Consider the following 14,683-nt stretch of genomic DNA (forward strand, 5'->3'; position numbering starts at 1 on the left):
TACATCTTAATGAAGATTACAGTCATACCAATTCACTCAAATCATGAAATAAACGTAAAATATGGATTTCTTAATGAGTGAATTTTGAATTGGGATTAATCCCAATTTACAAGCACAAATCTTTCTCAATGTATATTGTTTACCTTGGAAGTCAACAGGTAAAAAGCTTGATTTTTAGCGGCTTTAAGTCAAGAATAGTCATCACCACTTACATTAGTCTGGATACTTATCTAGGCTAGTGCAGAATCTCAATCTTGACAGCAATTGAAAATAGTCATCCCAATTTTGAATTAAAAGCCTAGATTCATAGCCTATTCCAGAATCTGGAGACAAGAATACTTATTTCAAGTTAGTATCAAATAGTACGTAAAACTACTTATAGCCCCTCACGTAAACCATCATCTGCGGGTTTTTAGCTGGGCAAAAAGTAAGATTTTGTGTCAATCGACAACTTTAAGTTAACAAACTTCTCCATAGCTGGATAGGAGAGCTGTTCGAGAATGTATATTGGGCTTAGTAGCCTACTTTATTTAAATAATCACGATGCCAGCAAATGGATTACAAAACTTAGATGCAAATCAAATTAGTTGTGATTTGTCCGTTCTCAAGACACATTACAACTGTAACGACAAAATCTATTGTCGTTGTTGCTCTGTTAATTCTAGGTTTTAACTTTCTAAAACTGATCAGCACTCCCAAAAAGGAGAAACAAGTAAATCACTACTAACTCCTTACAAGTGTTGTTCAAATTTATTTACATCTTGCATCTGTCTACTTCATATCAGACAGTAGCAACCTGTAAAATGCAGCTGTGACGTGGATGTTGTTCAGATTGGGCTTTTTAACAGATATTCATGAGCATTTCGACTTCCGTGCTGAGTGATTTGCTACAGTCCCTACCTTACCTGCGGCCCCAGCTATACTTTAAAGCTTCGTTAACGGCCCTCTCCCATGCAATGGAAGATCAGGTGTTGGCTGCGACTTTAGACCAACCGCTAATAATTGCTAGTTTTCAAAGAGAGAGATTCTATCGCCAAGAAGCTCACCGTTATCAGCGTTTGTCGCAAAGAAGTAATCAAATATACGTGCTGTCTGCGCCGGAAACGGATTTTACCAATAGTTCTGAATACTATGAGAAGGTAGCATTTGAACAAGATGATGCTTTAACTCAAGAGTGGCACCTAGTAGTTATTGCTGATAATTATGCTACCTGCTTAGTGTGTCGGGAAAGCCTGGGGTCGATCGCCAAAAATCGGCAAATACCTGATTTGCTACCGAGTTTGGAGATGGATACAGGGAGACGCTTTGAAGGTATTTGGACATCAGAACGGGGAGTCAGTATTAAAGCCGCGCAGTTGCTCTTAGACAGGATTTTAGTGTATAGACCAGACTTGGCGAGCAAGGTGGAGAAAGCCCGCCAAAGATTTGGTATAGGGGGTAATAAAGCTTATTACTCCAATTTGATTACTGAATACGCTTGTGATATTGATACAGACCCCTTTGTACAACGCTTAGTTACCTATCTGCAAGCTAGTCAGTACAAATTACACAAAGCTTATCGCTCCATTGCTGCCCAAGCCCGTAAAGAACGTTTAATTAACTCAATTAGTACAGCAATTAGGCGATCGCTAGACCCCCACGAAGTGCTACAAATCGCCGCCCAAGAACTAGGACAGCACTTAGGGGCTAGTCGTTGTCTGATTTACCGCGCTCAAGCTTCAGAAGCTCAAGCCACTATCGAACACGAGTTTTTAACCCCTGGGATAGTGTCAATTGCTGGCCAAACTTGGGAGTTAAAGCAAAATCCCCTCTTCCAAGCAGTGGTGGATCATGGTGAGGGTGTCTATGTGAGTGACACCATGAATGATGCCCGTGTTGCTAAGTCTCCCACACTGTCTTCCATTGTCAGAAAATTTGCCGTGCGTTCCTGGTTAATTGAGCCGGTATTGTTCCAAGGGCGACTGTTAGGAATTGTGGAACTCCATTACTGCACCCTGCCGCCCCACCAATGGCAACAAAGTGAACTAGACTTAGTAAAAGCGATCGCTACTCAAATCGGTGCGGCTTTAATGCAAGCTGAAGCCTACGCCAACTTAGAAGAACTCAACCAGCAGCTAGAAGCCCTAGATCGTACCCGTAGCAACCTCATCGCTATTACCGGACACGAACTCCGCACCCCCTTATCAACGATTCAAGTGTGTCTGGAAAGTCTCGCCACTGAACCAGATATGCCTTTAGAATTGCGGCAAGTCATGCTCAATACGGCTTTAGCGGACTCAGAACGGATGCGAAAGCTGGTGCAAGATTTCCTCACCCTGTCTAACTTAGAAAGCGGCCGCGTGGAATGGCATCCAGAATCCCTGACTTTGCAGGAATGCGTAGATTTAGCCCTCAGCCGCATTCGCGCCCGTCCTACCGTCGAAAAACCCCCCGCTATTACAGCGCAAATCGCCCAGAACCTGCCTTTAGTGAGAGCCGATGGCGATTGGTTGGTGGAAGTTTTAGCTAAACTCGTCGATAATGCCTGTAAATTTACCCCCACCCAAGGTCAAATAATTATCAGTGCTGACCAAAATAGCAACCAGATGGTAGAAGTTGCCGTCATCGACACAGGACGGGGTATTGAACCCAATCTTCTAGAAATTGTCTTTGACCGTTTCTACCAAGAAGAAGGCGCATTGCGACGAACTGCCGGTGGTACAGGACTAGGTTTAGCTATCTGTCGGCAAATCGTCAACGGCTGGGGCGGGACAATTTGGGCAGAATCCAACGGTAAAGACCAAGGCAGTCAGTTTCATTTCACCATCCCCATCGTTCAAGCCAGCAAAGAGGAAAGTAAATCAAAAGTCAAGAGTAAAAAATAGTCAATAGTCCATATTTCTCAAAACTATAAGAATAATTGACTATTGACTGATGACTAATGACTAATGACTAATAACTAATCACTAACGACTGTTACAGACTGTGACACGATCGCAATATGATCGTGATGGCGGTGTTAGGATGCCCTAAAAACGTTGAGAGAATCCCTTATGGCAGAAACACTTTCTGGAAAAACTCCACTGTTTGCTGGCAGCACTGGTGGCTTGCTCACCAAAGCTCAAGTAGAAGAAAAATACGCTATCACCTGGACTAGCCCCAAAGCGCAGGTTTTTGAACTACCCACCGGCGGTGCAGCTACCATGCACGCAGGCGAAAACCTGTTGTACTTGGCGCGGAAAGAATATGGTATCGCTCTAGGCGGTCAACTCCGTAAATTTAAAATCACAGACTACAAAATTTACCGGATTCTCCCCAGTGGCGAAACCACTTTCATTCACCCAGCTGATGGCGTATTCCCAGAAAAAGTGAATCCTGGTCGTGAGAAAGTCCGTCACGTTCCCCGCAGCATTGGGGAAAATCCCAGCCCTTCACAAGTCAAGTTCTCTGGTAAAGCTACCCATGATGTGTAGAGACTAGGGACTAGGGACTGGGTACTAGGTACTAGGTACTGGGTAAAAGCACAAGAGCAGAGGAGTAGAGGGAATATCATCTTCTATATCCCATACCCAATACCCAGTCACCAATCCCCAGTCCCCAATCCCTAATCCCCAATCCCCAAATTATGCCTATGATTTTCCCCGATTTTTCCGAATTTTCTCAGCTAGCTCTCCAAGGTAATTTTGTCCCTGTGTATCAAGAATGGGTAGCCGACCTCGATACACCTGTTTCGGCTTGGTACAAGGTTTGTGCGGGACAACCCTACAGTTTTTTGCTGGAGTCGGTGGAAGGTGGGGAAAAAATCGGGCGTTATAGTTTACTCGGTTGTGATCCACTATGGATTTTAGAAGCCAGGGGTGACTCTACCACCCAAACCCATCGCGATGGTTCTCAGGTGGTGTTTACAGGCGACCCATTCACAGCTTTGGCTGATTGTCTTGAGCCTTTTGTCCCTGTCAAATTACCCCAATTACCCCCAGGCATCGGGGGATTATTTGGCTTTTGGGGTTATGAGTTGATTCGCTGGATTGAACCTCGTGTTCCTGTCCATCCCCAAGATGAACGCAATATTCCTGATGGCTTGTGGATGCAGGTAGACCACCTATTGATTTTTGACCAGGTAAAACGGAAAATCTGGGCGATCGCCTATGCTGATTTACGCGACCCCCAAGTAGATTTAAAATCGGCATATGAAAAAGCTGGCGATCGCGTCACTCAAATGGTCAGCAAGTTATCTTTGCCCCTATCACCACAAAAAACTATTCTGGAGTGGACACCCCCCAACCAAGCCAAAGTTTCCCAAGCACCAGAATATAGCAGCAATTTCACCCCTCAAGAATTTTGCGCTAGTGTCCAAAAGGCTAAGGAATACATCAAAGCCGGAGATATTTTTCAAGTCGTCATTTCGCAACGCCTCTCGACGCAATACACAGGCGATCCTTTCTCTTTGTACCGTTCCCTACGGCAAATTAATCCTTCGCCTTACATGGCTTATTTCCACTTCCAAGACTGGCAAATTATCGGTTCTAGTCCTGAAGTGATGGTAAAGGCCGAACGAGACGCAGAAGGCGGAATTATCGCCACTGTACGTCCCATTGCGGGAACGCGTCCACGGGGGAAAACGACTCAGGAGGATTTAGCTTTAGCAGCAGATTTATTACAAGACCCCAAAGAAATCGCCGAACACGTCATGTTAGTGGATTTAGGGCGCAATGATTTGGGGCGTGTTTGTGAAAGTGGTAGTGTGAAAGTTGATGAATTAATGGTAGTGGAGCGTTATTCCCATGTGATGCACATTGTCAGCAATGTGGTGGGGAAATTAGCCTCTCATAAAACCGCTTGGGATTTATTAAAAGCCTGCTTCCCGGCTGGAACAGTGAGTGGCGCACCCAAAATTCGGGCGATGGAAATTATCAACGAATTAGAACCAACTCGCCGGGGTGTATATTCGGGAGTCTATGGTTATTACGATTTTGAAGGACAATTAAATAGTGCGATCGCTATTCGCACAATGGTAGTTAAAGACCATACCGTCACTGTACAAGCTGGTGCTGGCTTAGTTGCAGATTCTGAACCAGAAAAGGAATATGAAGAAACTTTAAACAAAGCCAGAGGTCTACTCGTTGCCATTCGTTCTTTACGCTGACAACAGTAGCAATACCAGTGGTCATTTGTAGGGGCGGGTTAATCAAATATCATGAACAAGTAACGATGATATCGGTGAACCCGCCCCTACCGAGTCTCATTAGCTCCCAGCATCGACTATTTTTGGATATAGAAGGTTTTCCTAATTCACATCAGGCCTAACTTTTTGCTACTTACTTAAAGTCAGCACATTTTCTGCAACTAAACAAAGATCAGCCACAGCATATTTAACCACTACTGAACTTTGGGTAGCATTGCAAGAACTCTTGAGGTTGAGTGTCTTGCTATGATCCTTAATTAGTCTTGCTTGGTAAGTGTAAATTGAGTCACTTTTAGTCGCAAAAGTTAATTCCCCCAGCAATGTATTGTTGTCTAAACTTTGCTCTAAAATTTTGCCTGCAACTTTATAGTTAAACCAATTCCATCCCTGACTCAGCATTAAATCTCTTTCTAAAACTTGTAGTGCAGGGTGTAAAATTCCCCAGCCTCTATAAACTGACTTCAAATTTTGAATATCGCCTGTACGCGTCAGTATTACTTGAAAAGAATTCTCGTTTAATTGCCCATAATACCTACCTTCAGGTAAGTCTATAGCTGTAGGTGCAAATCTATGTCCACCAAAATGACTAGACCTCCAAACCCTCACGTTTTCTAAACTTAGATTAGTAATTGTATCTTGGGCGTAAAAATAAAAAGGATTACCATACCTAGCACAGCACTTATCATAACTACCGTGGGTACAGATTAAAATATCTCTGGTAATATGAGTTTCTATTTCAGAATCCGGCGTTTTTCCCCATAACCATTGTTTAACAACAGATGCCACCTGATCAATATTACTAAGTTTAAATTCATGTTTAATATACCCAGAACTTAAACCTATTTGTTTTTGGTAAATCAATAGGGTTGTATGTTCTGCTTTATGAGTGTAATCATTAGCAATTAAAAGAAATCTTACCGGTAATTTAGTTTTATTGACTTCCTCTACTAATATCTGCAAATTATGCGGAATCCATTTAGAACTAAAAGCATTTGTCATCCAAGGTAAAGGACATTCAACTAGTATGTAGGTTTGATAGTCAGTAGCACTACCAATGACTTCTTCTCCTAGTTGACGTGTAGCATCAGAACAAAAAAAACTATTCATTAATCCCTACAAAATAATGATGGTTTTAAACAATGTTTTAAATCAATAATTGTATTTGCGATTACAATTATTTGCTCAGAAGATTTTCACCCTTATCCACGTAGCCACTTTATAGCATTCTTTCTCCAAAACGTCCTCCCTATTAAGAAAAATTCCAAAATAGAAAATACGTAAATTTTTCACTTTTTCTAGTAAAGAATACTAGATGTGGAAATTTTATAAAGTTTTCATGCTTACATAAATTCCTAATATCTTCATCCAATTATTATCAAAGAGCTTAATTAACTGTGTATTTATATGTAATGGCTTGGTATTAAAATTTTTCAATAAAACATATCCTCTTAGCATAAAAATTGTTAAAAATTAATATTTTCATCATTCAAGACTTCTAAAGACTGTTAGTGACACAATCAGCCATGTAACTTAGTGCTGTTACAGCAATACATCAAAATATTGAGAAATTTTATCAATAAATATGCAAAAAAATATTGGGTGAATCAGGACATCTAGAAATAAATGATTTCCCCATCAATAAAGATGAGTAACGGCTAACTAATCTATTTCAGGCATTCTTGCGCTTAGTTCATCGAAACTAAACGCAGATACATTTAGCTACTCAGGAAATACTCCTGGTCACTTAATCGATGGTGGGGTTTTTCATGCACCTTACTTAAATTTAACTGAAAGTAGAGACTAATGCAATAATTTGTTGACATTTGGATGAATTATTTATCAACAAAAATCATAGAAAGCTTTGCCAAGCAATCATTATGGCGGTTTCTTGATTTTCAGTTGAGCCATTGAAAATCTTGATTTAGTCAATAAATATTCTCAATAGTGAGATAGAGTCAGAGTCTTTAATTACTCAATCTATGAACTCACATTCCTCCCAGCCATCTGCTTTTGAGGTATGTTACTGTTTTAAACCTAATCTAATGACTATGTGGTAAGAACTATGAAGTTGATTTTAGCCCTAGATTTTGGTGGGACAAAACTAGCAGCAGGTATAGTCAATGCAGACTCTAGGGAATGGTTAAACTATGAACGTCGTTTCTCTCCCTCTAACGCCGATGCTAACACAGATTTAGAGATCATGCGATCGCTCATTCACTCCCTGCTCCCAGAAACGACACCCGCAGCCATTGGTGTCAGTTTTGGCGGCCCCGTAGATGCAACCACAGGAACAGTCAGGCTATCTCATCACGTCCCTGGTTGGGAAAATATTCCTCTCAAAAACTTACTAGAAGAAGAGTTTGGCGTACCTACTAGTGTAGATAATGATGCCAACGTTGCGGCTTTAGGGGAACAAAAATTTGGTGCTGGTCAAGGATACGATAGCTTGTTTTACATTACTATTAGCACTGGTGTCGGCGGTGGTTGGATACTCAACAGTAAACCCTGGCGGGGTGCAGTTGGTATGGCTGGTGAAATCGGTCATATGGTTGTAGACAAAGATGGCCCTGTATGTTTGTGTGGTAAACGGGGATGTGTAGAACGTTTGGCATCAGGCCCTTACATGGCAAAAGATGTGAAAAACTATTTATTAAATCAACCAGAACAGCACAAAAACTCAGAAGGAGTAATATTAAGAACTTTAGTTAACCATAATTTAGATTTAATTACAGGAAAAATTATTAGTGAAGCTGCTGCACAAGGTGATCAACTAGCAAAAATGACCTTGCTAAATGGTGCATGGGCTTTGGGTGTAGGTATTGGCAACGTTGCCAATTTAATTAATCCCCAACGTTTTATTTTAGGAGGGAGTGTCACCAAAGCTGGGGAACTTTGGTGGAGTATGTTACAAAAAACCGCGAGAGAAACCGCCTTGCCAGAAGTAATATTAGAAATCGTACCCGCCGCGTTAGCAGATGATGCGCCATTATGGGGTGCGGTAGCCTTAGCCCAAGAAATTCTCAGTCGGGAATAAGTTGGAAACTGTTCCCTATTCCCACCAAAGAACTATTTCAATAAACATTCACTAAATAGCAGAAGACTTACTCTCTGCTACCTGAATAAACGACTCAAACTCTTTCTGTGGTGTCCACTGAATAGCACCGTCTTGCGCTGTTAAAAATATTTTAGTTGAAGTTTTACTCAGTTCAGCTAGAGTGCTAGAGTTCACATTACCAGAAGATGCGATCGCTACTTGTGGTTTTAAGGCTGTCACTAAATCTTTAAGGGATTCTGCTTGACACCACAGCACTTGCGGACTAGGCCAGTTACCTGCCTTCATAATTCTCTGCACTTCTTGTGGTTTGACATCTCCTACCAATAACCAACTTTGTCCTAAAATCTGCAATTGTAAAATAGGTTGTTCATTAATTAGTTGAGCAATTGTCGAACCTGTATTTATGGTTTGTCCTACAGGTAATACTTGATAAATTCCCTGATGCTTTTGTAATTCTTGCTGCACTATTTGACTAGTGATATCATTATTTTTGTTAATGGCATAAGTAGAAAAATTTTTAATTGGCATTTGTTGTAAAACTTCTAGCCAAGCGTCATTTTCATTATTTTGAAAATCCGTAGCGATCGCCCAATCAATCCGATTCACACCCTGTTGTTGTAAAAATGGTAAAATCGTAAATCTTCCTGTACCTTCATCACCGCTATTAATAACGGTAACAATACCTTTATCTTGAATCACTAAAACTGGCTCTGCTTTGGCTTCTAACACAGTGATTCTCATTAATGTACTGGCTGAATGCCAAGCCGGAAATATGACTAAACCCACAGCAATAAAGCCAGCAAACCACCAGCGTCTTTGCCACCAGCGCACTAACCAAACTAACAATATTAATATATAAATAATCAATAACTGCCAAATTGATATACTCCCCAAAACTAAGGAATTACCTGGTAACTGGCTGAAAGCTTCCACTAATTTAATTAACCAAAGTGTGGGATAATGCAACAAACTCGCCAATGCACTGCCAATTTCAGGGAACATTAACCCGGCGATCGCGCTAATAATTCCACCAAGACTAATAACTGAAATTAATGGTGTGGTAATAATATTGAGTAGTAAACTATAAGCAGGTATGACACCAAAAACGGATAGTTGCACTGGTAAAGTCCAAATGGTGGCAGCTAAAGGTACAGCAATTAAAGATGCGATCGCTGATGGTAGCCAATCCAAACGGTTAAGAATAGCTGGTACTGTCACCACTAATCCTAATGTTGCCAAAAAACTCAACTGAAACCCTAAATCCCATATCCACAAAGGATTAAATATTAATAGCAAAGTAGCTGCTAATAGTAATGAACCTAATTGCTTCACCTTCCTATTTAATGCCAATCCTACCAAAGCGGCAAAACCCATAATTACAGCGCGCAGTACCGCCGCCTGAAAACCAGTTAAACTTAAGAAAATAATTAACCCTAATGCACCAAGGGTGATTTGTGTAGCTTTTTTGGCGCGCTTTGTCAGTTGCAAGATTACACTTAAAATTAAGGAAGTTTGAAAACCGGAAGCCGCTAAAGCATGAGCCAACCCTGCTTGAACAAATAAATCACGGACATCATAAGGCAAATCTACCGCTTTGCTACCTAATACCATTGCACTTACAAGCGGCCCTTCAGGAACCTCTAACCATCGCACTTGCGATCGCACAATCCTATCTCGAATTTGCCACCATCCTAATTTTTTCTCTTCATCTAAAATATTAATTTGCCGTCCCATCAAACCAGCAAATGTACCTTCTTGTTTGAGAAATTTCTGAAAATCAAAAGCACCAGGATTAGATGCTGATTTCGGTTTATACAAAACTCCAGTCACTTCTATTTGTTGACCTGGATGTAACCCTGTAATATGGAGGATTGGTACTGTCACATATAATTTACCTGTTGCTCCTTTTTGCGTATCTTCCTGATTTTTTTCCTTTGTAACTGGATTTTTCACCTCATCTAGTTGAGATACATTCAACCAAAATTGTCCCCTTTGACTACGAGTGACACGAGGATTACTACTAATTTCACCACGCACAATCACCAGTTGTTCTTGATTATTGCTATTCGCGGGTGGAACAAATTGACTGATATCCGTTGCTGTTGGTGTTGGTACTCGCCACTGCAAATAAAAACTGGCGAATAATCCCATTATCCCAGCTATTAACCATACTTGTGGTTGAGCAATCCGCCAAATATTAGGTGTTACTTGAACTTTACTTTGAGAATTTCCTGATGTCTGCGAAAGTGCTGATGATTTGATAGAAACTTTTCTAGATAACACAGCACCGATAATTCCTAACAACAAAATCCCTACACCACTACCAGGAAAATTTGCCAGTAATAATCCAAAGATGTAAGCTAGACAAATAATTGCACCACTAATCTGAATCATAAAAATTTTATCCCAGCACCCAATCAGAAAATATATAGCCAACTTAAAAAGTGACTTGCAAAGATGCGATTTTACTCTACGGGAAGTTGTGCTACTTGTGTCTACACGTATGGAAAAACTTAAGAATGTTTATTTCAAGTAAGATTTAACACCTTTATACTGAAGTATAGTTTATATTAGATACAAACAAAGCCCGCACAGGCGAGCTTGATTAAAATATTTAAGGGACATGATGGCACTTTATTTGCTCATCACAGTGGTTGTATTACAAAGAAATACCCAAATTAAATCCTAGAACTGCATGAAGTAACAAAACACCTAGTGCCACACTCCCTAAATAAGCATGAGCAGCACGTAAGGCTTTTTTATCCCCAGCAAATCCACTTAACGATATTACGCCATTGAGCAGCAAAAGTAATAATACTAAAGAGCCTGTCCAAAAATGAGGACTTTCAAACAATGGTTTATGCTGCATCACTAATGACAAAACCCCGCCAGTATAACCACCAGCCAAGAATAAAAACAGCCAGGGTGCTAATTGACGGTGAGCGATTCGACTTTTTAGCGCAGCATCTTTATCTTTATCCTCAAGCAGTTTGCCTCGCCAACCAGCTACACCGACAAAGCTACCAACTACAAAAATCACGATCGCCATCATCACTGGATGTCCCCAATGTACAATCGGTTCGGGTACACCTAGAGAACGAAACCAAGCTGCGATCGGTTCTAGAACCTCACTCCAGTTAACCATCTTTCACGCACCATTAATATTTGCAAAATTAATTACCTGTAATCCTTCCCATACAGAGAGGATTAAGAAATTTTACCAATTTTAAACAAATATTAAGCAATGATACAGCGAAAGATGAGTTGAAGATGAAATTTGTCGTAGAGGCAGAAATGTAACACGCCTCTCCAACAATTACAATAGCTGGCAAATACTTTTTCTACTGAGTAACAGAGGCTGTTTTCAACAACGGGAAACCCAATTTCTCTCGTTGCTCAACATATAGATTAGCTACCTTCCTTGCCAAATGGCGAATCCTAGCGATATACCGCGTTCTCTCAGTCACCGATATCACGCCTCTTGCATCCAGCAAATTGAATGTATGCGAACACTTCATTACATAATCCAAGCTAGGCAACACTAATCCTTTCTCTGTTAACTGAGTAGCCTCCTGTTCATACAAGCTAAACAGAGTCAGCAGTAATTCAGGGTTAGACGCTTCAAAATTATAGGTACTCTGCTCAATCTCATTTTGCAGAAAAATATCACCATAAGTAATATTATCTGTCCAATGGATTTTAGTAATTGCCTCCACTTCCTGGAGATACATCGCCAACCGCTCTAAACCATATGTAATCTCAATCGACACTGGACGGCAATCAATACCCCCACATTGCTGGAAGTAAGTAAATTGAGTAATTTCCATCCCATCTAACCAGACTTCCCAGCCCGTACCCCAAGCACCTACTGTCGCATCTTCCCAGTTATCTTCCACAAAGCGAATATCATGATCTTCCGGCCGAATTCCCAATGCTCGCAACGAATCAAGATAAATCTCTTGGATATTATCTGGCGACGGCTTAATTAAAACTTGGTACTGATAATAATGCTGGAAACGATTCGGATTTTCACCATAGCGTCCATCTGTAGGGCGACGACATGGCTCAACATAAGCAACAGACCAAGGCTCAGGGCCTAAAGCCCTTAAAAACGTATGGGGATTTTTCGTCCCTGCGCCCTTCTCAATATCGTAAGGCTGAGCAATCAAGCAGCCACGCTCAGACCAGAAATGATGGAGAGTAGAGATAACAGACTGAAAATTCACGAGATTCGGCTCCAAAGTCAGGAAAGTGCATAGACTATTGTGGCGTAGAAAGCCTGACAGTGGGGAGTTGAAGGGGGGAGAGAAAAAAAGAGACGAAAAAGTTTAGAAAAGGTGTTGACACACCAAGTCGGATTAGCTATATTGAGTAAGTGCCTGAGAGACGAGCGCGACGAAGCGCAGTCCGGGCGACCGAACCTTGAAAAAATTATAGTTTGAAAGCCAGAAAAAAACAACTAGCCTGCGTCAAGAAAAATACAACACCAGGCTGAGGTGTAGAAAGAGCAGCCAAAGAAAGAGCTAAACAAACAATCTAACAAAACGGAGAGTTTGATCCTGGCTCAGGATGAACGCTGGCGGTATGCTTAACACATGCAAGTCGAACGGTCACTTCGGTGATAGTGGCGGACGGGTGAGTAACGCGTGAGAATCTAGCTCTAGGTCGGGGACAACCACTGGAAACGGTGGCTAATACCGGATGTGCCGAAAGGTAAAAGGCTTGCTGCCTAGAGATGAGCTCGCGTCTGATTAGCTAGTTGGTGTGGTAAGAGCGCACCAAGGCGACGATCAGTAGCTGGTCTGAGAGGATGATCAGCCACACTGGGACTGAGACACGGCCCAGACTCCTACGGGAGGCAGCAGTGGGGAATTTTCCGCAATGGGCGAAAGCCTGACGGAGCAATACCGCGTGAGGGAGGAAGGCTCTTGGGTTGTAAACCTCTTTTCTCAAGGAATAATTCTGAAGGTACTTGAGGAATAAGCATCGGCTAACTCCGTGCCAGCAGCCGCGGTAATACGGAGGATGCAAGCGTTATCCGGAATGATTGGGCGTAAAGGGTCCGCAGGTGGCATTGAAAGTCTGCTGTTAAAGAGTGAGGCTTAACCTCATAAAAGCAGTGGAAACTACAAAGCTAGAGTGCGTTCGGGGTAGCAGGAATTCCTGGTGTAGCGGTGAAATGCGTAGAGATCAGGAAGAACACCGGTGGCGAAAGCGTGCTACTAGGCCGTAACTGACACTGAGGGACGAAAGCTAGGGGAGCGAATGGGATTAGATACCCCAGTAGTCCTAGCCGTAAACGATGGATACTAGGCGTGGCTTGTATCGACCCGAGCCGTGCCGGAGCTAACGCGTTAAGTATCCCGCCTGGGGAGTACGCACGCAAGTGTGAAACTCAAAGGAATTGACGGGGGCCCGCACAAGCGGTGGAGTATGTGGTTTAATTCGATGCAACGCGAAGAACCTTACCAAGACTTGACATGTCGCGAATTTCCCTGAAAGGGGGAAGTGCCTTAGGGAGCGCGAACACAGGTGGTGCATGGCTGTCGTCAGCTCGTGTCGTGAGATGTTGGGTTAAGTCCCGCAACGAGCGCAACCCTCGTCTTTAGTTGCCAGCATTAGGTTGGGAACTCTAGAGAGACTGCCGGTGACAAACCGGAGGAAGGTGGGGATGACGTCAAGTCAGCATGCCCCTTACGTCTTGGGCTACACACGTACTACAATGCTACGGACAAAGGGCAGCTACACAGCGATGTGATGCAAATCTCAGAAACCGTAGCTCAGTTCAGATCGAAGGCTGCAACTCGCCTTCGTGAAGGAGGAATCGCTAGTAATTGCAGGTCAGCATACTGCAGTGAATTCGTTCCCGGGCCTTGTACACACCGCCCGTCACACCATGGAAGCTGGTCACGCCCGAAGTCATTACCTCAACCTTTCGAGGAGGGGGATGCCTAAGGTAGGACTGGTGACTGGGGTGAAGTCGTAACAAGGTAGCCGTACCGGAAGGTGTGGCTGGATCACCTCCTTTTAGGGAGACCTACCCAAATCAGAAATCGAAAGCGAAGAGCCGAAAGCCAAAAGCTAGAAGCGAAGAGCGAATAGAGACTGAGATGGTCTACTCTAGGTCGGTCGCAGAAGTTGAATAGGCTTTCAAACTAATAATGAGGTTCTTTTGGGCTATTAGCTCAGGTGGTTAGAGCGCACCCCTGATAAGGGTGAGGTCCCTGGTTCGAGTCCAGGATGGCCCACCTGAATCAATGCAAAATTCAAAATGCAAAATTCAAAATGGCTTATTTAATTTTGAATTTTGAATTTTTAATTTTGAATTGTGTGGGGGGGTTTAGCTCAGTTGGTAGAGCGCCTGCTTTGCAAGCAGGATGTCAGCGGTTCGAGTCCGCTAACCTCCACATGAAAAGAAGCAAAAAAGCTTCGGAAAAACAGAGAAAAAATCAGCAACTAACGGT

Annotated in this window: 8 protein-coding genes, 2 tRNA genes and 1 rRNA gene; 7 read left to right on the forward strand and 4 right to left on the reverse strand. The window is 42.4% G+C overall.

Annotated elements, in window-relative coordinates; genetic code table 11:
* The first annotated feature begins 854 nt into the window (after window positions 1-854).
* The 3 genes from CLI64_RS24960 to trpE all read left to right on the forward strand — a co-directional run bounded on the left by CLI64_RS24960 (window position 855) and on the right by trpE (window position 5,125).
* On the forward strand, window positions 855-2,864 hold the full coding sequence (locus CLI64_RS24960) for a DICT sensory domain-containing protein (RefSeq protein ID WP_103139760.1): 2,010 nt from the start codon (window positions 855-857) through the stop codon (window positions 2,862-2,864).
* A gap of 168 nt (window positions 2,865-3,032) precedes the next feature.
* Complete coding sequence (locus CLI64_RS24965) at window positions 3,033-3,452, forward strand: photosystem I reaction center subunit II PsaD (protein ID WP_103139761.1); 420 nt, start codon at window positions 3,033-3,035, stop codon at window positions 3,450-3,452.
* 158 nt (window positions 3,453-3,610) lie between these two features.
* Window positions 3,611-5,125: an anthranilate synthase component I gene (trpE, locus tag CLI64_RS24970; RefSeq protein ID WP_103140861.1), complete on the forward strand. Its 1,515-nt coding sequence runs from the start codon at window positions 3,611-3,613 to the stop codon at window positions 5,123-5,125.
* Window positions 5,126-5,293: 168 nt separating this feature from the next.
* Here the strand turns inward: trpE and CLI64_RS24975 are convergent, their stop codons facing one another.
* The gene (locus CLI64_RS24975) at window positions 5,294-6,271 is read right to left on the reverse strand and encodes a sucrase ferredoxin (RefSeq protein WP_103139762.1); all 978 of its coding nucleotides are present in this window, start codon (window positions 6,269-6,271) and stop codon (window positions 5,294-5,296) included.
* A gap of 955 nt (window positions 6,272-7,226) precedes the next feature.
* Here CLI64_RS24975 and CLI64_RS24980 point away from each other — a divergent pair.
* Window positions 7,227-8,198: an ROK family protein gene (locus CLI64_RS24980; protein ID WP_103139763.1), complete on the forward strand. Its 972-nt coding sequence runs from the start codon at window positions 7,227-7,229 to the stop codon at window positions 8,196-8,198.
* A 51-nt stretch (window positions 8,199-8,249) separates the two neighbouring features.
* On the opposite strand, the gene CLI64_RS24985 is transcribed toward CLI64_RS24980, so the two are convergent.
* The 3 genes from CLI64_RS24985 to glyQ all read right to left on the reverse strand — a co-directional run bounded on the left by CLI64_RS24985 (window position 8,250) and on the right by glyQ (window position 12,445).
* The gene (locus CLI64_RS24985) at window positions 8,250-10,613 is read right to left on the reverse strand and encodes a ComEC/Rec2 family competence protein (protein WP_103139764.1); all 2,364 of its coding nucleotides are present in this window, start codon (window positions 10,611-10,613) and stop codon (window positions 8,250-8,252) included.
* Window positions 10,614-10,878: 265 nt separating this feature from the next.
* On the reverse strand, window positions 10,879-11,364 hold the full coding sequence (locus CLI64_RS24990; protein ID WP_103139765.1) for a DUF4079 domain-containing protein: 486 nt from the start codon (window positions 11,362-11,364) through the stop codon (window positions 10,879-10,881).
* A gap of 196 nt (window positions 11,365-11,560) precedes the next feature.
* Window positions 11,561-12,445, reverse strand: coding sequence for a glycine--tRNA ligase subunit alpha (glyQ, locus tag CLI64_RS24995; RefSeq protein WP_103139766.1), 885 nt, complete (start codon window positions 12,443-12,445; stop codon window positions 11,561-11,563).
* Between the two features lie 315 nt (window positions 12,446-12,760).
* On the opposite strand from glyQ, the gene CLI64_RS25000 reads away from it, so the two are divergent.
* The 3 genes from CLI64_RS25000 (at window position 12,761) to CLI64_RS25010 (ending at window position 14,626) form a co-directional block, all read left to right on the forward strand.
* Window positions 12,761-14,247, forward strand: a 16S ribosomal RNA gene (locus CLI64_RS25000).
* Between the two features lie 146 nt (window positions 14,248-14,393).
* Window positions 14,394-14,467 (forward strand) — tRNA-Ile (locus CLI64_RS25005).
* An 86-nt stretch (window positions 14,468-14,553) separates the two neighbouring features.
* Window positions 14,554-14,626 (forward strand) — tRNA-Ala (locus tag CLI64_RS25010).
* Window positions 14,627-14,683 lie beyond the last annotated feature (57 nt).

Origin of the sequence: Nostoc sp. CENA543, assembly GCF_002896875.1 — a bacterium.
Lineage (GTDB): Bacteria > Cyanobacteriota > Cyanobacteriia > Cyanobacteriales > Nostocaceae > Trichormus.